Source organism: Nocardia vaccinii NBRC 15922, assembly GCF_001613305.1.
Taxonomy (GTDB): domain Bacteria; phylum Actinomycetota; class Actinomycetes; order Mycobacteriales; family Mycobacteriaceae; genus Nocardia; species Nocardia vaccinii.
In genome coordinates this window covers 140095-164121 of the sequence record NZ_BDCC01000028.1, presented here as the reverse complement: position 1 = coordinate 164121, position 24027 = coordinate 140095, and the positions used below count along the sequence as shown (strand labels likewise).

24 protein-coding genes are annotated in these 24027 nt (G+C 68.3%); 11 read left to right on the top strand and 13 right to left on the bottom strand.

The genetic code is table 11. The annotated features are described in order from the left end of the window. Positions 1–65 precede the first annotated feature (65 nt). Positions 66–1058: a glycine betaine ABC transporter substrate-binding protein gene (locus NV1_RS19350; protein WP_067893185.1), complete on the bottom strand. Its 993-nt coding sequence runs from the start codon at positions 1056–1058 to the stop codon at positions 66–68. 243 nt (positions 1059–1301) lie between these two features. Here NV1_RS19350 and NV1_RS19345 point away from each other — a divergent pair, with 243 nt between their 5' ends. The 4 genes from NV1_RS19345 (at position 1302) to NV1_RS19330 (ending at position 4958) form a co-directional block, all read left to right on the top strand. Continuing rightward, on the top strand, positions 1302–2198 hold the full coding sequence (locus NV1_RS19345; protein ID WP_067893292.1) for an ABC transporter substrate-binding protein: 897 nt from the start codon (positions 1302–1304) through the stop codon (positions 2196–2198). A 261-nt stretch (positions 2199–2459) separates the two neighbouring features. Further along, a complete protein-coding gene (locus NV1_RS19340) occupies positions 2460–3611 on the top strand; it encodes an ABC transporter ATP-binding protein (protein WP_067893290.1) in 1152 nt (383 codons plus the stop codon). A 16-nt stretch (positions 3612–3627) separates the two neighbouring features. Further along, a complete protein-coding gene (locus NV1_RS19335) occupies positions 3628–4269 on the top strand; it encodes an ABC transporter permease (protein ID WP_067893183.1) in 642 nt (213 codons plus the stop codon). Beyond that, positions 4266–4958, top strand: coding sequence for an ABC transporter permease (locus NV1_RS19330; RefSeq protein ID WP_067893288.1), 693 nt, complete (start codon positions 4266–4268; stop codon positions 4956–4958). Before NV1_RS19335 ends, NV1_RS19330 begins: the two co-directional genes overlap by 4 nt. Positions 4959–4982: 24 nt before the next feature. On the opposite strand, the gene NV1_RS19325 is transcribed toward NV1_RS19330, so the two are convergent. The 4 genes from NV1_RS19325 to NV1_RS19310 all read right to left on the bottom strand — a co-directional run bounded on the left by NV1_RS19325 (position 4983) and on the right by NV1_RS19310 (position 8786). After that, on the bottom strand, positions 4983–5381 hold the full coding sequence (locus tag NV1_RS19325) for a VOC family protein (RefSeq protein WP_067893181.1): 399 nt from the start codon (positions 5379–5381) through the stop codon (positions 4983–4985). 7 nt (positions 5382–5388) lie between these two features. Beyond that, entirely contained in the window at positions 5389–5913 is a 525-nt protein-coding gene (locus NV1_RS19320) for a hypothetical protein (protein ID WP_067893180.1), read from the bottom strand. Positions 5914–6257: 344 nt separating this feature from the next. Beyond that, positions 6258–7466, bottom strand: a complete 1209-nt coding sequence (locus tag NV1_RS19315; protein WP_067893177.1) for a DUF1501 domain-containing protein — start codon at positions 7464–7466, stop codon at positions 6258–6260. A gap of 12 nt (positions 7467–7478) precedes the next feature. Continuing rightward, positions 7479–8786 carry a DUF1800 domain-containing protein gene (locus NV1_RS19310; RefSeq protein ID WP_067893286.1) on the bottom strand — a complete coding sequence of 436 codons (1308 nt, stop codon included), beginning with the start codon at positions 8784–8786 and terminating at the stop codon, positions 7479–7481. 83 nt (positions 8787–8869) lie between these two features. On the opposite strand from NV1_RS19310, the gene NV1_RS19305 reads away from it, so the two are divergent. The 4 genes from NV1_RS19305 to NV1_RS19290 all read left to right on the top strand — a co-directional run bounded on the left by NV1_RS19305 (position 8870) and on the right by NV1_RS19290 (position 11820). Then, positions 8870–9553 (top strand): response regulator transcription factor, encoded by a 684-nt coding sequence (locus NV1_RS19305; RefSeq protein ID WP_067893175.1) that lies wholly within the window; start codon positions 8870–8872, stop codon positions 9551–9553. A 44-nt stretch (positions 9554–9597) separates the two neighbouring features. After that, a complete protein-coding gene (locus NV1_RS19300; protein WP_067893173.1) occupies positions 9598–10917 on the top strand; it encodes a sensor histidine kinase in 1320 nt (439 codons plus the stop codon). 95 nt (positions 10918–11012) lie between these two features. After that, the gene (locus NV1_RS19295; RefSeq protein ID WP_067893171.1) at positions 11013–11339 is read left to right on the top strand and encodes a hemophore-related protein; all 327 of its coding nucleotides are present in this window, start codon (positions 11013–11015) and stop codon (positions 11337–11339) included. 103 nt (positions 11340–11442) lie between these two features. Next, positions 11443–11820, top strand: coding sequence for a hypothetical protein (locus NV1_RS19290; RefSeq protein WP_067893169.1), 378 nt, complete (start codon positions 11443–11445; stop codon positions 11818–11820). 21 nt (positions 11821–11841) lie between these two features. Here the strand turns inward: NV1_RS19290 and NV1_RS19285 are convergent, their stop codons facing one another. From NV1_RS19285 to NV1_RS19250, 8 genes are all read right to left on the bottom strand, one after another. Beyond that, a complete protein-coding gene (locus NV1_RS19285; RefSeq protein WP_245713797.1) occupies positions 11842–13203 on the bottom strand; it encodes a glycoside hydrolase family 27 protein in 1362 nt (453 codons plus the stop codon). Between the two features lie 39 nt (positions 13204–13242). Next, positions 13243–14439 (bottom strand): NAD(P)-dependent malic enzyme, encoded by a 1197-nt coding sequence (locus NV1_RS19280; RefSeq protein ID WP_067893165.1) that lies wholly within the window; start codon positions 14437–14439, stop codon positions 13243–13245. 507 nt (positions 14440–14946) lie between these two features. Beyond that, positions 14947–16545 carry an FAD-dependent oxidoreductase gene (locus tag NV1_RS19275; protein WP_067893163.1) on the bottom strand — a complete coding sequence of 533 codons (1599 nt, stop codon included), beginning with the start codon at positions 16543–16545 and terminating at the stop codon, positions 14947–14949. Between the two features lie 140 nt (positions 16546–16685). Then, complete coding sequence (locus NV1_RS19270) at positions 16686–16952, bottom strand: hypothetical protein (RefSeq protein WP_067893284.1); 267 nt, start codon at positions 16950–16952, stop codon at positions 16686–16688. Positions 16953–17261: 309 nt separating this feature from the next. Further along, positions 17262–18116 carry a PHP domain-containing protein gene (locus NV1_RS19265; protein WP_067893161.1) on the bottom strand — a complete coding sequence of 285 codons (855 nt, stop codon included), beginning with the start codon at positions 18114–18116 and terminating at the stop codon, positions 17262–17264. 123 nt (positions 18117–18239) lie between these two features. Beyond that, the gene (locus NV1_RS19260) at positions 18240–18812 is read right to left on the bottom strand and encodes a suppressor of fused domain protein (RefSeq protein ID WP_084525522.1); all 573 of its coding nucleotides are present in this window, start codon (positions 18810–18812) and stop codon (positions 18240–18242) included. 79 nt (positions 18813–18891) lie between these two features. Continuing rightward, entirely contained in the window at positions 18892–19383 is a 492-nt protein-coding gene (locus NV1_RS19255) for a YflT domain-containing protein (RefSeq protein WP_067893159.1), read from the bottom strand. A 12-nt stretch (positions 19384–19395) separates the two neighbouring features. Next, a complete protein-coding gene (locus NV1_RS19250; protein ID WP_067893156.1) occupies positions 19396–20352 on the bottom strand; it encodes an HpcH/HpaI aldolase/citrate lyase family protein in 957 nt (318 codons plus the stop codon). Positions 20353–20429: 77 nt separating this feature from the next. Here NV1_RS19250 and NV1_RS19245 point away from each other — a divergent pair, with 77 nt between their 5' ends. From NV1_RS19245 to NV1_RS19235, 3 genes are all read left to right on the top strand, one after another. Further along, the gene (locus NV1_RS19245) at positions 20430–21770 is read left to right on the top strand and encodes a magnesium transporter MgtE N-terminal domain-containing protein (protein WP_067893154.1); all 1341 of its coding nucleotides are present in this window, start codon (positions 20430–20432) and stop codon (positions 21768–21770) included. Next, positions 21767–22351, top strand: coding sequence for a DUF1003 domain-containing protein (locus NV1_RS19240; protein ID WP_067893152.1), 585 nt, complete (start codon positions 21767–21769; stop codon positions 22349–22351). The genes NV1_RS19245 and NV1_RS19240 overlap by 4 nt, the downstream gene beginning before the upstream one ends. A 212-nt stretch (positions 22352–22563) precedes the next feature. Beyond that, a complete protein-coding gene (locus NV1_RS19235) occupies positions 22564–23925 on the top strand; it encodes a lytic transglycosylase domain-containing protein (protein ID WP_245713796.1) in 1362 nt (453 codons plus the stop codon). Positions 23926–24027: the final 102 nt, after the last annotated feature.

Here is a 24027-nt window from a genome sequence, read left to right as displayed (position 1 = left end):
GAACAGATCGGAATCCAGGGCAACATACCGGCGAATGCGACAGGAACCGGCGAGGCCGGCACGCCCTAGAGGTCGTACTCGTCCAGCCAGCTACGTGCCAGGTCGGCAGCCGAGGCGTGCTCGTCGCGCAGGCGGCGGATCATCGTGGTCAGATCCTCGGTGGTGAGTTCGCCCGCGACGTAGTTCAGCTTCTTGATCTGGGTCTCGGTCAGCGACCCCTGCCGGAACAGCGGGACGATGTTCTGCGCACGAAACGCGTAGTCCGGATCGGCCGCCGCCACCAGGTCCCCCGGGCCCCCGGGCAGCAGCGTCGCCGGAGCGGTCAGCACTCCGGCCTGAATCCGCCCGCCCCGCAACGCGTTCCGCAGCGCGGTATCGTTCGGGTAGACCGTGTAGTGGGCGATATCGCAGCCGTAGACCTGCCGCAGCGGGGTAAGCACATCACGCTGCGGGTCCGGTGCGGGGCGCAGCGGATCCAGTTCGCTACCCGTGGCGATGCCCACCGACAGCTCACCGCAGTGCGCGGCCAGATCCGGCAGCGAATGCGGTACGCGGGCGGCCTCGGCGGCCGTCAGCACGAAATCCGGGCGCAGGTCGGTGCCGTCGGCGATATCGGAGATCACCAGCCCCTCGGGCATGGCCCGGCTCAACGCATCCGACACCGAGGAGCCGGGCGCGGCCGGCGCGACCGTCGTTCCGGTCGCCTCGCTCGCCCGGGCCGAGACCGCGTCCGGATCGGAGACGCGAGCGGTCGATCGCGGGTCCAGCGCGGTCAGCAGATCGCCGCTGTCGTCACCGACCAGCGTCACCCGATCCGCGTCCAGGGCGGCCAGATAGTCCCCGCGGCCGCCCAGTCGCGCGCTCACCGCCGTGTGCGCGCCGGTGCGGGCCAGGGCTCCGGCATAGATTTCGGCGATCAATTCCGACTGCGCCGAACTGCCCGCGCCGACCGTGATCGTCCCGCCGGAATCGCTGTGCGAACACGAGACGACCAGCGTCAACGTCGTCGCGGCGAGCACCGCGCGAGCCGCCGTTCGCAGCGACGCTGCCAATTCCATCCGGCGACACCTACTCCCGTTAGATAGTCAGAACGACACCCGGCTGCAAGGATGGACAGCCAGACCGCGGCCACCCCGACGACGAATGGTAGCCGGGCCGCGCCGCACCTCACCCGGCAGCGCCGGGCCCTCGGAAGGACAGCAGTGAAACCCACGATCATCCTCTCCGCGCGTCGGCGCGGACTTCGCCCCGCGTTCACCGCCGTCCGATTCGTGGCCACAGCCGTCGCTCTGGCAGCGGCGATGGCGCTGTCCGCCTGTGGCGGCAGTTCCGATCCGCTGGCCGCCGGATCGGGCGGCTGCACGGGTGATGCCAACAAGCTCACCGTCGGCTCGGCCAACTTCCCGGAGTCGGAGACCGTCGCCGACGTGTACGCCGAGACGCTGCGCGCCAACGGTTTCACCGTCGACACCAAACTGAATATCGGCAGTCGCGAGGCGTACATCCCGGCGCTGCGCGAATGTTCGATCGGCGTGATTCCCGACTACACCGGCAATCTGCTGCAGTACCTGGACAAGTCGGCGACCGCGACCGACGCCACCGCGGTGAATCAGGCGCTCAGCAAGGCGCTGGGCGGCGACCTGGTCACCGGCACACCCGCGTCGGGCCAGGATTCCGATGCTGTGGTGGTCACCCAGGAGACGGTGCGGAAGTGGAATCTGCGTTCGATCGCGGACCTGGCCGCGCACTCGTCCGAGGTGAGCTTCGGCGGCGCACCGGAATTCGCCGAGCGCCCCGACGGCCTGCCCGGCCTGAAGAAGCATTACAACCTGGACATCCCGGCGAACAAATACGTCCCGATCAGCGATGAGGGCGGCCCCGCGACGGTGCGCGCGCTGACGTCCGGGCAGGTCACCGCGGCCGATATCTTCACCACCTCCCCCGCCATAAAGGAGAACAACCTGGTGGTGCTCGACGATCCACAACACAATTTCGCCGCGCAGAACGTCGTGCCGGTGCTGAACGCGAAGAAGAAGTCCGACAAGGCATTGAAGGTGCTCGACGCGATCTCCGCGAAATTGACCACCGACCAGCTGATCGCGCTCAACGAGCAGGTGTCCGGCGCGGCCAAGGTCGAGCCCGCGGCCGCCGCGAAGTCCTGGGTCACCGCACAAGGACTGGACAAGCCGATCGGATAGGTTTGCCGGCGAGGTGGAGTCGTGAGCGAAGCGCAGCGCAGCGAACCATGGACACAGTGCGCATCGCGCACGACGGAGGCGAGCGCCAGCGAGGTGGAGTCGTGAGCGAAGCGCAGCGCAGCGCACCATGGACACAGTGCGCATCGCGCACGACGGAGGCGAGCGCCGGCGAGGTGGAGTCGTGAGCGCAGCGCAGCGCAGCGAACCATGGACACAGTGCGCATCGCGCACGACGGAGGCGAGCGCCAGCGAGGTGGAGTCGTGAGCGAGATCGAATTCAGCGGTGTGGGCAAGACCTACCCGGACGGGACGACCGCGGTTTCCGGTCTGGATCTGCGGATCGAATCCGGGTCGGTCACCGTGTTCGTGGGCCCGTCGGGCTGCGGTAAGACCACGTCCATGCGCATGATCAACCGGATGATCGTGCCGACGACAGGCACGATAACCGTTGCGGGCCAAGATATTTCGACGGTCGATCCGGTGCGGTTGCGACTGGGTATCGGCTACGTGATCCAGCACGCGGGACTGCTGCCGCATCGCACGGTGCTCGACAACGTCGCCACGGTGCCGGTGCTGCGCGGGCAATCCCGTCGCGCCGCGCGCCGAGCCGCGCTCGAGGTGCTCGATCGGGTCGGGCTGGATCGGGCGCTGGCGAGCCGGTATCCGGCGCAGCTGTCCGGCGGGCAGCAGCAGCGTGTCGGCGTGGCACGGGCCTTGGCGGCCGACCCGCCGATCCTGCTGATGGACGAGCCGTTCAGCGCCGTGGATCCGGTGGTGCGCGAGGAGTTGCAGGCCGAGATGCAGCGGCTGCAGGCGGAGCTGCACAAGACGATCGTCTTCGTCACGCACGATATGGACGAGGCGATCAAACTCGGCGATCGCATCGCGGTCTTCGGCCGCGGTGGCATTCTGCAGCAATATGATTCGCCCCAGCGAGTACTGGCCGAACCCGCAACCGATTTCGTGGCCGAATTCGCCGGACGGGACCGCGGCTATCGCGGACTTTCCTTCCGGCCCGCCGACGGTGTCGCGCTGCACGACATCCGGACCGCGACCGGATCGCAGGTTCCCGAACTCCGGCTCGAGCGCGGCGAATGGGTGCTGGTGGTGAACGATTCGCGCCGACCGATCGGCTGGGTCGACGTCACCGCCGTCGAGCGCGTGCGCGCGGGACACGCACTGGCCGAGAGCATGTCCGCGGGCGGATCGCTGTTCCCCCCGGGCGCGGATCTGCGCCAGGCATTGGACGCCGCGATCTCCTCACCGTCGGGAGTCGGTGTGGCCGTGGACGATTCGGGCGCGGTGGCCGGTGGACTGCTGGCCTCCGAGGTCATCGATCGGCTCGCCGCGCAGCGTTCGGACGAGGACGCCGCGCGCAATCGCCACTTCTTCGAACAGGAGCAGGCGCGGTGAGACCGGATACCACCCGATGAGATATCTGATCGACAATTTCGCCGAGATCGCCGGATTCGCGCGCACGCATCTGTATCTGGCGCTGGTCCCGCTGCTGATCGGGCTGGTGATCGCGATTCCCGCGGGCGCGGCGGTGCGCCGGGTGCCGTGGCTGCGGCGAATCACGGTCACCCTCGCGAGCCTGGCCTTCACGATTCCGTCCCTGGCATTGCTGGTGATCATTCCGCCGCTGGCGGGTATCGCGACCATCGATCCGCTGAATGTGGTCATCGCGCTGAGCATCTACTCGGCGGCGCTGCTGATCATCGCGGTCCCCGCGGCACTGGACTCGGTACCCGCCGATGTGCTCGACGCTTCCGACGCCATCGGCCACACTCGGCTCCGCCGCACTCTGATGGTCGAATTCCCTTTGGCCATCCCGGTTTTCGTGGCAAATCTGCGGGTGGTGGCGGTCACCAACATCTCCATGGTGACCGTCGGCGCGCTGATCGGCGTGGGCGGGCTGGGCAAGCTGTTCACCCAGGGATATCAGCGCGACTATCCCGACGAGATCGTCGCCGGAATCATCGTGGTGCTGATCCTGGCCCTGGTTGTCGATCGGGTGCTGTTCCTGCTCGGCCGCTGGGCCACGCCGTGGTTGCGCGGGGTGCGCGCATGAACCTCTTCATCGACGCCTGGCACTACTTGACCACCGCGGCGAACTGGGGCGGTCCGGCCGGAATCGGGAATCGGCTGCTACAGCACCTGTGGTACAGCTTCCTGGCGATCGCGATCTCCGCGGCGGTCGCGGTGCCGATCGGACTGCTGATCGGGCACAGCCGACGCGGCGGCGGCCTGGTCGTCGGCTTCGCCAACGCGATGCGCGCGCTGCCGACGCTCGGCGTGCTGACCATCGTCGTGCTGGGACTGGGACTGGGATTGCTGCCACCGCTGCTGGCGCTGGTCACCGTCGGCATCCCGCCACTGCTCGCGGGCACATACGCGGGCATCGCGAATGTCGATCCGACCGTGGTGGACGCCTCGCGCGCGATGGGAATGACCGAACGCCAGGTGCTGCTGCGGGTCGAGACGCCCAATGCGATGCCGGTGCTGCTCACCGGATTGCGTTCGGCCACACTGCAGGTGGTGGCGACCGCGACCATCGCCGCGTACGTGAATCTGGGCGGGCTGGGCCGCTACATCTTCGATGGCATCAGTCTGTACAAGTACGACCGGGTACTGGTCGGAGCACTGCTGGTGGCCGCGCTGGCGCTGGTGCTGGACGCACTGCTCGCGCTGGCGGTATGGGCCGGCACACCGGGTACGGGCCGATTGCGCCGTAGCGCAAAGGGTTCCGATGCCCGGTGAGCCGTCCGGTCCGAAAGCTTTGCGCTACTGCAGATTCAGTTGCCAGGAAACACCGAAACGGTCGTTCACCCATCCGAAACGCCTGCTGAATCCGTACTCGCCCAACGGCATCAACTCCCCGCCGCCCTCGGACAGCGCCGCGTAGAGTCGCTCGAGTTCCGCATCGGAGGCGCATTCGACGAACAGCGACATCGACGGCGTGAAACCGAACTCGTGATGCACGAAACTGTCGATACAGCTGAACTGCTGACCGGCCAGCCGGAACACGGCACGTTTGACGGTGCCCTCCGCCCCGGGTTCACCGGCGGCATACCGATCGATCTCCAGCACGGCGCCGTCCTCGAACAGACTCGTATAGAAGGTCATGGCCGCCTCGGCGGCGCCCTCGAACATCAGCTGCGTGGTGATTTTCTGATCCGCCATGGGCTCATCATGACATCTCGTCGGACGAGTCCGGTGCGATGCGCACAGGCGGTGGCCTGCGGTACGGCTCCCGGGACCGCCGCAGCAACATGACCGTGCGCCCGGCCCGGTTCAGCGCCAGCATCAGCAGGATGATCCCGGCGGAGGCCACGATCTTCGCCCCGCCGGCCGAGGCCCACACGTCCACTCCCAGTCGCGCCGCCAGCATGACGAACCACAACAGCGACCCGACCAGGCCCGTCCGGGCCTGCAGTTGCCCGTCCACCCGCCGCACCTGCGACAACATCCCCATCCCGATACCGACACCCACGCTCAGCACCGCCTCGAGCGCCAGCAGCGCCACCGCCCGCGTCCCGATCGAGGCTCCGGCCACCGCCGACCGCGACACCAGCACGCCGATCACCGCCAGAATGATCGGCCCGCGCCACACCCGCGTGAGATCCATTACCTGCCACCGCGTCTGGCGATAGACGATCCAGCCAAGCACCAGGACGACGACAACACCTTCGAGTACCGCATTCTGCAAGCTCATGGCTATAGCGTCGATCAAACGAGCCGGTCACCCCACCACCCGCGGGTGGACCCGGGGTGGAGATCGACGGGCGGGAAGTCCACCGGCACGCGGATCCCGCAACATGCCGATCCACGCACAGCAGAGCCTCGCAGCGGCGTCACCCCGCGGTGCACAGGGATGGTGTAGTCGAATTCCCGTGCGACCGGGCCGATGCCACCGCGCCCGAACCGAGGACCCACGCACGGCGGCCTGAATCGACAACCGGGCCCCGGGTCGGTGATGACCGCTCCACGCGGTGTTGCGTCGCGAATTTCGGCGCGGAGTGGCGCGCAGGTCGGACCACTGGGCCGGCCCGTGCGCGCTCAAGTGATCAGTCCCAGGTCGCGACGACCCGAACCGAGGACGGGAGCGGGGTCGGTGGCAACCACTCGGTGCAGGAGTTCGTGGTAGACGTCGCGGAAGTCGACGGTGGATTTGAGGTCGCCGTCGTCGAGGTCGGTGAGGCTGGGTTCTTCGCCGTGGAAACCGCCGGCGACCCGGGAGCCCGCGACGAAGACGGGGCCCGCGGTGCCGTGGTCGGTGCCCTGCGAGGCATTGGCGGTCACGCGGCGGCCGAATTCGCTGTAGGCCAACAGGACGACGTCGCGTCCGCGCGGATGTCCGGCCATATCGCGCAGGAACGCCGAAACCGCCTGGTCCATGCGGCCGAGCAGTTGCTCCTGGGTGTCGCGTTCGTCGGCGTGGGTGTCGAAACCGCCCAGACCGACCGAGTAGACGCGGGTGGGCACACCGGCTTTGATGCAGCGCGAAACCAGATCCAGTTGCGTCGCAAGCGGATTGCCGCCCGACCCGGTCCCCGATTTCGTCTGCCCACCCGTTTCGATCGACGAGAAGGCTTGTGACACAGTCTGTTCCGAGTGATAACCGCGGCACACGAACCCTTGTGCAGCACTGTCGTTCGGATCGGATGCGGCCAGTCCGGCGAGTTCGGCCCTCAGTTGTGCCGACAGCGGAGCGGAGGACGGATCCAGCGCCGAGGCAGTGTGTTTCGCGCCGATCGCCAGCGTCGGCAGGACCGAGCCGATATTGACCGCGCGCAGCGGATCGTCGCCGGTCGCGTCCAGCCAGCGGCCGACCCAACCGGTCGGCGACGGGTCGTCGGGGACGGCGGTCTGCCAGATGTCCATGGACCGGAAGTGACTGTGGTCCGGCTTCGGATATCCGACGCCGCGCACGATCGCCAGATCGTGCTGCCCCCACAGCTGTGCCAGGCCCTTCATGGCCGGATTGAGACCGAGCTGCCCATCCAGGTGCAGCACTTCCTCGGGGCGATAGGACAATTCGGGACGCGCGTCGTGATATGCGCTGTCCGCGTACGGAATCACGGTATTGATGCCGTCGTTGCCGCCGTACATGGTGAGTACCACCAGAATGCCCGACCCCGCGGGCAACGGGGTGGTGCTCGCCGCATGCCGCAACTCGTCCCAGGTGACCGCCGAGGCGCCGAGCACACCGAGCGTTCCCAGTACGCCGGAACCGACGAGGAATTGTCTGCGACTCACAGATGCCATGGCGTTCGTCTCTCAGCTCGTGAGGTATTCGGGAGTGTTCACGGCGATCGCGGCGAGGCGCGCCGGATTGCCGGCCGCCGTGCGCAGCACCTTCGCACTGCGGTCGGACCACGCGCCGACACCGAGCAGATGTCCGGCGGCATCCACCCGATCGGCGGCACTCGCGGACGAAATCGGTGACAGGTCGGCGCCCTTCAGCAGTGCGGTGATCGCGGTCAGCCGGATCTGCGCCGCCGCGGTGGACATCCACGCCTGCCCGCGGGACCACCCACCCACATTGGGCGGATAGAACGGCAGTTGCCCCAGCGCGCGCAGCACACCCATCACCCGGTGCGCCTCGGCATCGCTGCTCAGCGGCACTCGCAACGCCCGCACCGCGCCGATCAGCCATTCCACCGGCGCGTGCACGACTGTGTCGCGAGCACCGATGAATTCGGGATCGGTGAGAATCGCGGTGATCATCGCCCGCAGATCACGTCCGGGCCCGTAGGCCGTGGTGATGCGCTCCAGCGCGGCCTGCGAGGGCGGATCGTCCGAGGCCAGTTGCTGCCACATCCGCCCGGCCACATACCGTGCCGACTCCGGCCGCGACAGCACCGCAGCACAGAATTCCCGCACACCCAGCGGACCGGTCACGCCGAGAAAGGTTTTCATCCCCGCGTCATGGCGTTTCGGATCGAATACCGCCGCGCCGTTCTCGATCGTCCACCCGGTCAACGCCCGAGCCCCTTGGCGCACATCGGTTTCGGTATAGCCGTTGCCGTGCCCGAGCGCGAACAGTTCCATGAATTCGCGGGAGAGGTTCTCGTTGGGAGCCTTGGCGGTATTGGCCCGGCCGTCGAGCCAGCGCAACATCGCCGGATCGGTGAGCATCGCGTAGGCCAGCGCCGAGAAATCGCCGACGCCCATAATTCGCAACGTCCGGTTCTGCCCGGCCATCTCCGCGGCGCTGCGCACCTTCACCGCGGAGGTGGCGAAGTGGTTGTGCCACAACAGGGTCAACTTCTCCCGCACCGGCACCTGCACGGTGGCCATCCGCCGCAGCCACCACACGGTGAGGTCGTTCAGCTGTGCGGTGATCTCGGAGTTGTAGCGGTGACGCTGGTCGGTCGTGGCCTTGCGACCGGGCGCCGCAACGATGGCGAACTGTGGCATGGGCGTGGCGCGAGCCCCCGGATCGGCCTCGGGATCGGCCGCCAGCGCCGAGCGCAGATACGCCGCCGGATCGCTCACCGCGTCGATCTCCGGGCCCGCCGCGCCGAACCCGGACCGGCGCAGCACCCGTGCGCTGTGCATCCACTGGGCTGATTGGCTGGCCATATTCCGAGTATCGGCGGTCCACAGCCGTCCCACAGGCCCCGTAACGACAACCTTCAGCCAATCCTCAGCCCGCAACCGCCACAATGTCGGGTGTGCGCAATGGGCGAATCCTGATCATCGAAGATGCCGAAGCCATCCGAGCGGCGGTCGCGTCCGGGCTGCGCGCGGCCGGTCACGAGGTCCTCGCACGTCCGGACGGCGGCGAGCTCGAACGGGATCTGGCGCAGTTCCGGCCGGACGTGGTGGTCCTGGACGTCATGCTGCCCGGCCGAGACGGGTTCGCCCTGCTGGATTCGGTGCGCGCACACTGCGCGGCGGGCGTGGTGATGCTCACCGCACGCGACGAGGTGCGGGATCGGGTACGCGGACTGCGTGCGGGATCGGACGACTACGTGGTCAAACCGTTCGATCTGGCCGAACTCGTGGCCCGGGTGGAGGCACTGCTGCGGCGCATGGGCAAAATGCGAGACAAGATCACGGTCGCGGATCTGGTGGTGGACGTCGAATCGGGAATCGTGTTGCGCGGCAACGATACCGTCGCGCTGACCGCGACCGAATTCAAACTCCTGACCTATCTGGCGGCACACCGTGACCGGGTGGTCACCAAGACCCAGATCCTCACCGCCGTATGGGGTTACGAGGATTACGACCCGAATCTGGTGGAGGTCCACGTCAGCGCGGTGCGCCGGAAACTCGAGGAATACGGGCCGCGACTGCTGCACACGGTGCGCGGTATGGGCTATGCCCTGCGGGCCGGGGACCGATGAGCACGCGCCCCGCCGCGGCCGGACCCCCGGGTGACCGAGGCGTCATGCGCACCGTATCCCTGCGTCGCCGCGTAACACTCACCGCCGCAATCGTTTCCGGCATCGCCCTGATGGTCGTCGCGATCGTCGTGCATGGCCTGTTCGCCGTCGTGGTCGCCCGCAGCGAGGCGACCACCCTCACCGACCGGGTGCAGCTGGCCCGCCAGCTCGCCCGGCAGGGCACTCCGCCCGGCACGCTGATCGCCCGGATCGACAATCGCTCGGTGCGCGCCCGCCTGGTACTCGCCGACGGCCGGACCTACGGCAGCCTCACGCCGCGTCGCGCGGCCGAGAATGTCGCCGGGGCACGGCGGGTGATCCTGGTCGGACCGGGTCAGCTCGATGGCGCGCGACTCACGGTGCAGATCGACGAACCCCTGCTGGCGCGGATCCGGTCCCGGCTGGTCTGGGTGCTGATCACCGCGATCGCCGCGGCGCTGCTACTGATCGCGGGCGGACTCTGGTTCGGGGTGCGCCGGGCCCTGGCGCCGCTGGATTCGATGACGCGGCTGGCCCGCGACATCGCCCGCGGTCACCGTGGCAGCCGCCTGTCACCCGACCGCACCGACACCGAACTCGGCCGTACCGCAAGCGCTTTCGACGAGATGCTGGACGCGCTCGAGGGCGCCGAGTCCCGGGCCCGCGGTTCAGAACAGCAGTTGCGCGCCTTCGTCGGCGATGCCGCGCACGAGCTGCGCACCCCGGTCGCGGGAATCCGCGCCATCGCCGAGGCCGTCCTGCACGAACCGGCCGACACCGATCCCGAGGAACGTCAGCGCATGTATCTGTTGCTGGCGCGCGAAGCCCAGCGGGCCGGTCGGCTGGTCGACGATCTGCTCGACATGGCTCGCATCGACGCGGGCCTGCAGCTGCACAGCGAACCGGTGGACCTGTACGAGCTCACCGGAACTCAGCTCGATCGCGTCCGGATGCTGCATCCCGGCGTGGAATTCCGGCTCGCCGGACAGCCGGTGCGCACGGTCGCCGATCCGGAACGCATCGGCCAGATCCTGGTGAACGTCCTGAACAACGCCTGTCAGGCCATGTCCGAGAGCGGCACGGTCACCGTGCGCGTCGAAGCGCGCGACGACCTGGCTCGGATCACGATCGCCGACACCGGTCCCGGCATCCCCCCGGACGACCGCGAGCGGGTCTTCGACCGCCTGGTGCGCCTGGACGCGGCCCGCGAGACCCGTTCGGGTGGTTCGGGCCTCGGCCTGCCCATCGCCCGCGGCATCGCCCGAGCCCACGGCGGCGATCTGAGCTGTACCGAACCAGAGGACGGTCGCGGAGCCCGGTTCGTGCTGACCCTGAAGATCGCCTGAAGGTACCGGGTCGAATACCCGAATTTCAGCGCAGCCTCAGCTGCGGCGGGCAGATTCGGCTGCGACAGCCCGAATCGAAGGAACGGAGTTCCACTGTGAAACGCATCGCCACCGCCTTACTCGCCGCCACGGCGGGTCTGGCCACCCTCGCGATCGCCCTGCCCGCGACCGCCTCCGCGGCTCCCGCACAGTGCACCGCGCAGAACCGCGCCGCGGCCCACGCCGCCGCCGCGCCGAAGGTCGCCGCCTACCTGGCCGCGCACCCCGATCTCGCCGCCGAACTCGCTCACATCAGGACTCTCCCGCAGGATCAGCGCAAGGCCGAACGCCAGTCCTACCGCAGGGCTCATCCGGATCTGATGGCGGGCCTGCGCGGCGCGCGTCAGCCGATGATCGACTACCGGCACGCCTGCCACCGGTAATCGAACCTCTCGACGCTGGAATCGATCGGCAACTGTTGTATCGACACCGCCTGTGCGATACAACAGTTGCATCCATTCGACCTTGAAATAGTGGGGGGATCAGATGATTCGCAGCGTCGTCATGGCGACAGCGCTCACCGCCGCGGCTCTCGGCGGCATCGCGGCCTTGGGTTCTGTTGCGGCACAGGCCACTCCGATCGGAACCGTCAACTGCGCCTCGGTGCCCACCGGGAGCAGGCTCGTCACCACGTGTACCAACACCGATCTCGGCCCCGGCACGATGAACTACTCACTGCTGTGCACCAATCTGGTGTTCGAGTGGTACCACACCGAGCGGATCGGCCCGAACTCCACGCAGACCATGATTCGCGACTGCGGCCCCGGCGCGCATCCGATCCTGTGGGGCTCCTCGGGCATCACCGATTATCAGCAGCTGCAGAACTACATGAACCAGCAGAACCAGCAGCAATTGAGCAGGTGAGCCGCACCCGCCGGTGATCGGTCAGGTCACCGGCGCGGGGCTGATCCGCAGCAGTACGGTGTCGTGCGCGGCGATCTGGGCGCCGACCGTGGTGCGCACGGTCGCGTGCGCGCCCGACCACAGGTTGCGGGCCGTGAAACCGTCCGCCGCGGGCAGGCCGAGACGCGCGAGCGGGATGGAGATCGTGGCGGTCGAATCGTCGTCGTTCCACAGCGCGACGGCCACCGAACCGTCCGATAACGTTCTGCGCCAAACCTTTCCGTCGGTTCCCGACACGACGGAGACCGGTGCGGCGAGCGCATCCTGGTCCACCGCGATGATTTCCGGATCGGTCAGCAGCCGCCAGGTCGTCTCGTCCATGTAGGGCAGGGCGTTACCCGCGATCAGCGGTGCGGCCAGCAGGGCCCACATGCCGAACTGGGTCCGTTGCTCGGCCCGGGTGAGCCCGGGATAGGACGTACCGAGCACGCCCGGAACTCCGACTTCGAGCATATCCGGATCCGCCCAGTGGCCCGGACCGGCTCGGCCGGCCGACGCCACTGTGCTGGAAATGACTTCGCGCAGGCCCTGATCTCCGGCAGGGCCCTGGTGTAACGCCCAGCCGGGCAGCAGATCGTTGGTCGTGCGCCACAGGGTGCCGATGCCCGACCAGTCGTAGATCGCGCCGGGCGGCGCGCCGCGCACACTACTGTTGGGATTGATGCTGTAGACGATCGGACGTCCGGTGGCGCGCAACGCATCTCGCATTTTCGTAAATGCCGAAACCTGCCGGTCGATATTGGAATCGACTGAGCACCAATCATATTTGAGATAATCCACACCCCAGGACGCGAATGTACGCGCGTCGAGCATCTCGTGCCCGGAACTTCCGGTACTTCCCGGATAGGTTCCGGCAATCTGTGCGCACGTTCGAGAATTCGGGCTCTCGTAAATGCCGAATTTCAATCCGCGCGCGTGCACATACGCTGCGAGCGCCGCGATTCCGTGCGGAAAGCGCGTCGGGTCCGGTTGCAGCGCACCGGAAGGCGTGCGCCCGCGCGCGAACCAGCAGTCGTCCACCACGACGTACCGGTAGCCGGCCGTGCGCATACCGCTGGCCACCATGGCGTCGGCCGCCTGCTCCACCGTGTGCTCGTCCACCGAACAGCCGTAGGCGTTCCAGGAGTTCCAGCCCATCGGCGGGGTCCGCGCCACGCCGGGAATCGCGATCGTCGCAGCGCCCAGACGCACGGTATCGGCGAACGGTGCGGAGGCGGCGCCGCCGATCAGCGCCAGCGCCACCGTCAGAGCGGCGACCAGCGCCACCACCACGCCGTGACGTGCGCCGGGCCGCCCGCTCCGCGGCGAGCCGGACCCGTCCCCGGACAGCGCAGGACGCCCCACCCGTCCCCGGGTGGGGCGTCCTACCTCCGAAAACACCTGTTACGCAACGCCTTCCGCGCGCGCTGCGGCAGCGACGGCCTCGGCCACCGCCGGGGCGACCCGCGGATCCAGCGGACTCGGGATGATCTTGTCCACGGCCAGCTCCTCGCGCACCACGCCGAAGATGGCGTTGGCGGCGGCCACCTTCATCCCCTCGGTGATCCGGCGCGCACCGGCGTCCAGCGCACCCTTGAACACGCCGGGGAAGGCGAGCACGTTGTTGATCTGGTTCGGGAAGTCGCTCCGGCCGGTGGCCACGATCGAGGCGTACTTCTGCGCGATCTCGGGGTGGATCTCCGGGTCCGGGTTGGACATGGCGAACACGATCGCACCCGGCGCCATCGAGGCGATCAGCTCCTCGGCGATGGTGCCCGCGGACAGGCCCATGAACACGTCCGCGCCGGCCAGCGCCTCGGCCGCGCCGCCGCTGAGCTTGCGCGGGTTACTGCGCTGCGCCAATTCGGCTTTCACCGAGTTCAGGTCGGTGCGATCGGTGCCGACGATGCCCTTGGAGTCGAGCACGACCACGTCGCTCACGCCCGCGGCGAGCAGGATGTTGGTGCAGGCCACGCCCGCCGCACCCGCTCCGGACACCACGACCTTCAGATCCTGGATGCGCCGGCCCTGCACGGTGGCCGCACCATTGAGCGCGGCCAGCACCACGATCGCGGTGCCGTGCTGATCGTCGTGCATGACCGGGCAGTCCAGCGCCTCGACGACGCGCTTCTCGATCTCGAAGCAGCGGGGAGCCGAGATGTCCTCCAGGTTGACCGCGCCGAAGCTGGGACGCAGCCGAATCAGGGTCTCGACGATCTCATCGACATCCTTGGTGTCCAACACGATCGGGATCGAATTTAGCCCGGCGAACTTCTTGAACAGCGCGGCCTTGCCCTCCATGACCGGCAGGGAGGCGCGCGGGCCGATATCGCCCAGACCCAGCACCGCGGTGCCGTCGCTGACCACCGCGACCAGGCGGTCGGTCCAGGTGTAACGCTTGGCCAGCGCGTCGTCCGCCGCGATGGCCCGGCTGACCTGTGCCACTCCCGGGGTGTAGGCGATCGACAGGTCGCGCTGCGAGTCGAGCGGGGCGCTGAGTTCCACCGAGAGCTTGCCTCCGAGATGGCCGGCGAAAATCTCTTCGTGCGTGATCTCGGACAGGCTGGCAGTTGTATTCGGTGCGTCAGTCACAGATGACACGATTTCACTCCTGCTCGATACGGGCTAAACCGGGGGACGGTTACCGTCGGGTATGGAAATAAGGGATTTTTCGGGTTACTCGAGGGTGCGCCGAATACGCTCACGAATGTCTCGTAATACCGTTCAGTAGTTACATCGCGGCAAGCCGCAAGGGGTATTACGGGATACCGTCGGCGTATCGCTGCACAGATCCGTCGAGCCGGAGCCGGATGGTTGTCCGGGCAATGCACTACGGTGGTGATCCGCGGACCGGAGCCGTGCGTCACGGATCGCCGTTCACCAACCTTCCCGGGCCGGGCGGTGGCGTCGGCCGGGATCCGAAACATTCTGCCAGCAGCCCCGGGACTTGCCAAATCCTCCCGTTCGGTGGCGGGTCGAGAACGGCTGGGTTGCGCCATTTCCCGAGGCTACGTGGCGCAAATTACCCCCGGATCACCGAAGGCCGACGATTTCCGCGGTCGCTCGGTGAACTGTCGCACCACCGGCCCGGCGGCGATGTGCGGGGGATCAAGCGGTGGCCAGATCCGGCCGCTCGAGCTCGGAGTTCTGTTCCGGCCGGGGCTGCGAAGCAGGAAGGATCGGCCCGCACGCCTGCGGACGCACCCAGACGGCGACGAGCCCGCCGGCATGCAGGCGCCGGCACCAGTGCTCGACGACCTGCGGATGGTCGGTGCGCCGATGAATACCGCGGGATTCGGTTCTGGCCAGCGCGCTGTATTTTGTCCAGCGCGCCACCGCCAGCAGCGCCGCGGCTTCCCGTGCGCGCAGCCGCTCCGGGCCGCTGCCGCCGAGCGCGAATTCGGTGGCGGGCCACAGGGCGTCGAGTTCGGCGATGCTGTTGCGCAGACTGTCCGCACTGCGTCGATAGCTGCGGCGCATGGGCAGTGTGTGCTCCTGGACCAGACCGATCACCGCACGCGGATCGAGCCCGGAGCCGCCGTGCAACCCGGCGCCCGGAACCAGCCGCACCGCCCCCCTGCGGCCTCGTCGCGTCGCGAAGCGGGCCGCACCCGCACCCGCCCACACTCCCGAGGACATCGCCCAGGCCCCGCCCTGACCACCGAATCCGCCGACCGCACCGGTGATCGGTTCGCGCCCGGCCACCTCGCCGGCCGCGAACAGCCCGGGAACCGTTGTCGCACAATCGAATCCAGCCAGGTGCACACCACCGGTGCCACGCATGGTGCCCTCCAGCACGGCCCGCACCGGCATGCGGGCGGTATCGCCGTCGATCCGAACGCCGGGCGCGGCATCACGCGGATCGAGCTGCCAGCAGGCATAGACGCGGCGGCCGTCCGCGAGGGCCGCGAGGGCCTGTGCGCCGAATCCCTCTCCCGCCCCGCCGAATACCGTGCCGGACTCGTCGCAGAGGGTGGCCGTCCGCAGCATCGCCCGGGCGGCGGCCGCCCGTCGATCCGCACCCGCGAGCTCCGGTGCCGGCACCGGAGCCAGGGAATACGCGCTGGAGAACTCCATACCCGACAGTTCGCCACCGACCTCGGCCGCCATCAGCATCCCGTCGCCGGTGTCGACGTCGGTCCCCGCGCCGCCGGACCGGAACGCGCATCCCCCGGTCGCCAGCACCACCGCTCCCGCCCGCACGGACCAGCTCCGGCATCCGCCGTGCAGCTCGATACCCGCCGCACCCGAGACCACGCCCTCGGTGTCCACGGCCAGTTGCAGCGCCGGATGATGATCCAGGATCCGCACCCCGGCAAGTACCAGCGCGCGACGCATCCGAGCGAGATACTGCGCACCGTCCAGCCGGACCCGGGTCGCTCGCGCCGCGCGTTCCCCCGGGCCGCACTGCCCCCAGCGGGCCAGCCGGTCCGCGTGCCGGTGGGTCTCGGCCAGCACCCGCGCCATCCACTCCGGATCGCCGAGGCAACCGCCGTCCGCCAGGCCGCGGGCGATCGCCGCGTCACGGAGCGGGCCGGGTGGGATATTCCACAGCGAGACAATACTTTTCGCGTTCGGGCCGCTGTGCCCGCAGCGCGCCTTGTCGGCCAGCACCACCCGGACTCCCGCACGCGCGGCGGCCAATGCCGCCCACACCCCCGCCGGACCGCCGCCCAATACCAGGACGTCGGCCTCGACGTCGATCACGGCCGCCGCCAGCGGCTGTCCGACCCCATCCGGTGCGGGTATGCCGGCACCTCGGACCGGGTCGTCGATTCGCTCGCGATCTTGCTCACAAAGAATAAGGTTCGGACACAATTCACCCGTTGGCAACCATTACACGAGGTTCAATTCCACCACTGCGTAACCAATAGATAACCTGCCGCCACAAAAACGACCAGCGATCCGGAAAACGCGGCCAAACCTCGACGCCGATCGGTGAACACCTGCGCCACCACGGCCACCGCCGCCAAGCCGATATGCCACCCCACCGTCCGCCCGCCCGGCCCCGGGTACCTCCACACCTCCCCCAGCACCGCCGATCCGGCCACGACCAGGGTCAGCACCAGCATCCCGGCCGCCACGACCCCACTGATCCCCCGCAGCAGCCTCACGCCCCACACTCCATCCCGCACCGATCCATCACATGCCGCCATCTCTCGGACACCCATCCACTCGTACTCCCTGATACACAACGGAGTACCCCGGACAAGCATCGGCCACAGCGCGTGACATCGTTCGCCCTCGATCGGCGTGCGGACGGTGCGATAGCCCGCCGAGGCCCTCCTTCGCCGAGCAAAGATATTCGCCTACAACGAAATACGGCGTGCGGCGAGCGGACGCGCGGGGTGATCCGACGTGGCCGCGATGGAGATCCGGGCGGCGGAACCGCCGAAGCCGCGAGCCGACGTGTGCCGCGGGGGTCATGCGGCGATCACCGGGACGCCGGTCGCCTTGCTGACCAGCTTCTCGAATTGCACTGAGTCCGTAGTGCATTCGCCGAGCGCGATGACCTTGTTCGCGCCGTGGTAGTCGGAGGAGCCGGTGGTGAGCAGGCCGAGTTCCGCGGCCAGCTCCCGCAGGACGGCGCGGTCGGACGGGGTGTGGTCGGGGTGGTCGAGTTCCAGGCCGGTGAGGCCGACGGTGGCCAGGTCGCGGATCTCGTCGAGGGCGAGCAGGCGGCCGCGGGTGCGGGCGCGGGCATGCGCCACCACGGCGACTCCGCCTGCTGCGGTGACCATTTCGACCGCCGTGCGCAGCGGAGTATCGGCCTTCTCGGCGTAGTAGCGGCCGCGCGGGGCGAGTAGTTCCACGAAGGCCGCGTCCACCGTCGGCACCACCCCCGCCGCGACCAGGGCGCGCGCCAGATGCGGACGGCCCGCCGCCGGCCCCGCCGTGGCCAGCACCTCGGCCGGATCGACGGGCAGTCCGTCCGCCGCCATCCGCTCGGCCATCGCCCGCACCCGGGCGACCCGCTCGCCGCGCAACCGCTCCCGCTCGCGGGCGAAGGCGGCATCGGCCGGATCGAACAGATAGGCCAGCAGATGCACCGGCACCGGCCACCCGTCCTCCCCCATCCCCTGACACGACATCTCCATACCGCGCACCAGACTCATCCCCGCCGGTAACGCCGCGGCAGCCTCGGCCCAACCCGCGGTCGTGTCGTGATCGGTGATGGCAATCACATCCAGGCCCGCCGCGGCGGCACTGCGGATCAGCTCGGCAGGATTGTCCGTGCCGTCGGACGCGGTGCTGTGGGTATGGAGGTCGATGCGCACTGTGTCATTTTGCCTCCAGTCCGGAATCGACCCGGGCCGCGACCTTCGGAGCCGGCGTTTTCCGAGGTCGGTGGAACTCGGGTGCCCGCGGGCTTCGGTCTCAACGGTCGAGGTGGGGCGTTGTCAGAGGTTCGCCGCGCCCCGGCCCGGATCGCGCACGTCGATACCGGCCTCGGCCCAGGCCTCGCGCAGCGCGGGCGCGCCGCGCAGCCGTACCCAGGCGGCCTCCGTGGCGGTGATCGGTGAGACCGACAGGAATCGCACGGGATCCGCGGGTTCGGGCAGGGCGAGTTCCGGGACGTCACCGGGGCCGATCAGGACTGCGGTGAACGGGGCGTTGTGCCACAACGGTTCGCCCAGGTCCAGCAGCGCATCGGGTTGCAGCACAACGCCTTCCACCGCAGGTGAGGCGATCAGCACGCCCAGTGCGCGGGTCAGCCCGCTGCGCGCGTCGTCGCCGCGCAGGGTCAGCACCAATTCCGCGCGCGGCCCGCGCTCCGGATCGACAACGGCCGCGGCGGGATCGGTCATCGGGTGCCGCGCGCCGCCGAGCGTGACGTAGTGCACGAACTCACCATCGGGAATGCGCAGGATCTCGATCGGCTCGAGCCCGAGAAAGGTCACCGAGGCCGAATCCGCGGTCCGCACGCCGAAGTGTTCGAGCACCGCCGTGCGGACCGATTCGATCACGTCCATGCCGAACCACCGCTCCCGTGAACGCGCCACGATGTGCGGACGCGCCGCCGAGACGCGCGGACCGGATCGCTCATACCGGTCAGATCGCCAGCCGGGCGAGCATGTCACGAGCCTGTTCGGCGGCCTTCGGTTCGCACAGCACGTCGTAACGACCGGCCACCAACTGCATGGTGGAGGCGAAATCGCGCTGACCGCGGGTGGCCGCGTACGGGATCGAGGTGGAGATCACGCCGAAGATCACGCCGCCCACCAGGCCGACGATCAGCGGCCCGACCGCGCCGCCGCTGGTGAACAGGCTCAGCAGCAGGCCGAGGAACAGGCCGAGCCACGCGCCCGAAACCATACCGCCGCCGATGACCTTGCCCCAGGTCAACCGGTAGAGCACGCGCTCGACCTGCATCAGGTCCACCCCGACGATGGTCACGTTCTGCACCGGGAACTGATTGTCGGCCAGATAGTCGACCGCGCGCTGGGCCTCGGCATATGTCGGATACGACCCCACCGGCCAGCCCGACGGCGGGGTCGGCAGGCCCTGCCGATTGCGGTTCGAATTCCCGAGTGGGTTGGTCATAACTCCATCATGCTAGTTCTCCGCGGCCGACGGGGGTACGAAACGCGTGGTTCGCACCATTCCCGCGGCCCGCCCCTTCTCCGCTATGACGTGCGCCATCTTCGCACTGGCCTCGTCGATCATCTCATCGCCCAGCATCACCGCGCCGCGAGCGCCGCCGTCGGCCGAGGTGTGATAGGCGTACGCGTCCAGAATCTCCTCGGCGCGGTCGTAATCGTCCTGGCGCGGGCTGAAGATCTCGTTAGCGGCCTCGATCTGGGTCGGATGCAACACCCATTTTCCGTCGAAACCCAGCGCGGCGGTGCGAGCCGCAGCCCGTCGAAACGCGTCGAGATCGCGAATCTGCAGGTAGGGGCCATCGATTGCCTGCAGACCGTGCGCGCGAGCGGTGAGCAGAATGGTCATCAGAATGTGGTGGTAGGCATCGCCGGTGTCATACCCCTCGGGCTGCTCTCCGACGACCAGCGTGCGCATATTGATGCTGGCCATGAAATCCGCGGGACCGAAAACCAGCGTCTGCACCCGCGGGCTCGCGGTGGCGATCTCATCGATATTGCGCAGGCCCAGCGCGTTCTCCAGCTGCGGTTCGATGCCGATACCGCCGATCTCGAGTTCGCACGCCTTCTCCAACTGGGTCAGCAGCAGATCCAGCGCCCGCACCTGACCGGCGTCGATCACCTTGGGCAGCAGGATCGCGTCGAGGTGCGCTCCCGCGCCCTCGACCACGGCGATCACGTCGGCGTAGGTCCACGCGGTACTCCAGTCGTTGACCCGGACCACCCGGATCTGATCGCCCCAGCCCGGTGAATTCAGCGCTGCGACAATATTTCCCCGCGCCGCGGCCTTGGCCGCCGGAGCAACCGCGTCCTCGAGATCGAGGAATATCTCATCTGCCGGAAGACCCTTGGCCTTCTCGATCATCCGGGCATTACTGCCGGGGACTGCGAGCACCGAACGGCGGGTTGGCATGCGCGACTCCTCCAAGTCTGGGTTCGGTGGTGAGTCTATTGACACGCCGTTCAAGCGGTGCCTCTAACCTTTGAGTCATGGCTTCGACGAGGGTTTTCGCGGCCAGGCTCGCCGGTCTGGTGGTCCTGGGTCCGGACGGCGAATCGATCGGCCGTGTCCGGGACGCGGCCATCTCGATTCGGTACGACCGACAACAACCCAGGGTCCTCGGACTCATCGTCGAATTGCCAACGCGTAAACGCATTTTCGTGCCCATGCTCCGAGTCACCTCGATCGAACCCGGTTCGATCAGCCTCAACACCGGAACGGTCAGCCTGCGCCGGTTCCAGAAACGTCCCGGCGAGATGCTCGCCTTGGCCCAGATTCTCGACTCGCGGGTATACGTCGAGGATCCGGATCTGCCCGAACTCGCCGGTGTCGAGGTCTTCGTGGCCGATCTGGGCATGGAACAGACCCGCACTCGCGACTGGGTGGTCTCGCGCGTGGCGGTGCGCCGATATCGCGGGCTGGGCCGGGCCCTGCGCCGCAGCGCGGTGCACGTCGTGGACTGGAACGAGGTGCGCGGCCTGAATCTGCAACAACTCAACCTGCCCGGCCAGAGCGTGACCGCCCTGCTGGAACAGTTCGAGGGCCTGCGTCCCGCCGACGTCGCCCATCTGCTGCGCGAACTGCCCGAGAAACGTCGCATCGAACTCGTGCGCGCCCTGGACAACGAACGTCTCGCCGACGTCGTCCAGGAACTGCCCGAAACCGACCAGATCGATGTCGTGCAGAACCTGGGCGTATCCCGTGCGGCCGACGTGCTCGAGGCGATGGATCCCGACGACGCCGCCGACCTGCTGGGCGAACTGCCCAAGGGGGAGGCCGAAGCGCTGCTGGCGCAGATGGATCCGGAGGAATCCGAACCGGTCCGTCGTCTGCTGGAGTACTCGCCCTACACCGCGGGCGGCATGATGACCCCCGAACCCGTGGTACTGCCCCCGGCGGCCAACGTGGCCGAGGCGCTGGCGCGGGTGCGCGATCCGGATCTGCCCGCGGCGCTGGCCTCGATGGTGTTCGTGGTCCGGCCGCCGACGGCCACCCCGACCGGGCGTTATCTGGGTTGCGTACATACTCAGCGATTACTGCGCGAACCACCGGCGACCCTGCTCGGCGGTATCGTCGACACCGATCTGTCCCAGCTGCGGCCGATCACCTCGCTTCCGGCGGTGACCCGCTATTTCGCCACCTACAACCTGGTCTGCGGACCGGTGGTCGATTCGGAGAATCACCTGCTCGGTGCGGTGACCGTCGATGACGTCCTCGATCATCTGCTGCCCGACGACTGGCGGGAACAGGATGAGGAGGCACATGACGTGCAGTCCGCCGCGCACGCGGCCGCGGGCATGCGGACAGCGGCCGAAGGAGAACGACAGTGACCGACCGCGCCGATAAGCCCCGCGCCCGGCTGGAGACCCCGGTCGAGGGCAGATTCCGCTTCGATTTCGACGCCGAGGCGATGGCCAGGACCAGTGAGCGGATCGCCCGGTTCCTCGGCACCGGCCGCTATCTGGCGATCCAGACGGTCCTCGTGTTCGCGTGGATCGTGCTGAACGTCTTCACGATCACCCTGCGCTGGGATCCCTATCCGTTCATCCTGCTCAACCTGGCCTTCTCCACCCAGGCCGCCTATGCCGCGCCGCTGATCCTGCTGGCGCAGAACCGGCAGGACAACCGGGACCGGGTTTCACTCGAGGAGGATCGCCGCCGCGCCGCGCAAACCAAGGCCGATACCGAATTCCTGGCTCGCGAACTGGCGGCGCTGCGGATCGCGGTCGGCGAGGTCGCCACGCGCGACTACCTGCGCCGCGAGCTGGAGGACATCAAGGGGATGTTGAACCGGATCGAGTCCATCGCCCCGCTGGACGATGAAGATACGGGCGATGGGCCCAAAACGCGAAAGGGTACCGATCGAAAGAGGGGACAGGTATCGATTTCGCCACAGCTGAGCGGCAACTGACCGCAAATATCGACAACATCCCCGTGACCCATGGGTAACCTGGATCACGTTGTCCGGAACGGCGGGTTGTACCCGAGCCGCTCACACGACCAGAGGGGATTGGTGTGCCGATGCGAATATCTGGACCGGTTACCGTATCGGCGCTGGTGGCGGCTGGTTTAGTAGCCTCGAGTTCGGCGGCCCAGACCGCCGCGCACTCGCACTCGCAAGCCGTGGCCGAACCGCAACTCGCGGCCGCCACCGACCCCGCCGATGCGGCCGCCTCCCCCGCCGACGAGGCCATCGGTCTCGTTCCCGCCGCGCCCGAACCGCCCCGCAAACTTCGCGCGATGTCCGCCCCGACCGACGGCCTTCCGCTGTTCGGGGGCACGATGCCGCTGCAGGACATTTCGCTCCCGGGCGGAGCCGGTGTCTTCGGCATCCCGGAAATCGTGCTGGCGGCCTATCGCAATGCCGAACTGGCATTGGCGTCCTCGGATCCGGGCTGCGGGCTGAACTGGAGTCTGCTGGCGGGTATCGGCAAGATCGAGTCGAACCATGCCGGGAACGGCCGCACCGACGCCAACGGGACCACCGTCGGGGTCATCTACGGCCCCGCGCTGGACGGCACGCTGCCCGGCAACGAGGTACTGAAGGCGAGTGACGGCGGTTTCGTGCGGGCCATCGGCCCGATGCAGTTCCTGCCCGGAACCTGGGCCGAATACGCCTCCGACGGTCGGGGCAACGGTCATCCCGATCCCAACAACGTCTTCGACGCCGCACTCGCCGCGGGCAAATACCTGTGCTCGGGCGGGCTGAATCTGCGCGATCCGCAGCAGCAACTGCGGGCGGTGTTGCGCTACAACAACTCTCTCGCCTATGCCTCGAACGTGTTGAGCTGGGCCAATGCCTACCGGACCGGCGGCGTCCCGACCCAGGTCACCATCTCTCCCGATTCGGTGCCGCCCGGCACGATGCCCGAGGGTGCGGGTTCGCAGATGACAGCGGCCAATTCGAAGGTGACCACGACCCCGGGTCCGGCCACCCAGGCTCCGGTCACCACCGACAACAGCCAGCCCGCGCCGACGCCGACCCAGGTGATGATCAACTTCCCGGGGCTGCCGCCGATTCCGTGCGGCATCTTCTGCCCGGCGCCGCAGCAGCCCAAGCCCTGCGACCCCGCCACGACGCCCGTTCCGGCACAGAATCAGGATCCGAACAACCCGCTCGCCGGATTCCTGCGGTGGGCTCCGGGAACGCTTGCGGGCCAGGTGATTCCGGGCATACCGGCGAAGCCGGGCGATCCGGCCGCGAATCCCGGCCCACAGGACCCGAACGCCCAGCAGTCGCAGCAGCCCGCGTCCTGCACCCAACCGCAAGCGCAAGCCCAGCCACCGGCCGCCCCGGGCGCGCCGAATGCCCAGCAAACCCCGCCGCCGGCACCGGCAACTCAGCCGCAACAGCCTGCGGCACCGGCGAAGACGCCCGAGGCCGCCCCGCCGCCACCACCGCCGGCGCCCACCGTCGCGCCGCCGCCGCCCGCGATCACGTTGCCGTTCGGCATCGTCATCCCGCTGCCTCCGGCCCCACGCTGAAGCTAAACCGGGAAGAGCATCACGAAGGAGTAACGAAAAGATCTCGGATGCGGTAACCTTCAATCGTTGTGTCACACAAAGCTCACAGCGAGCATTGGAGGG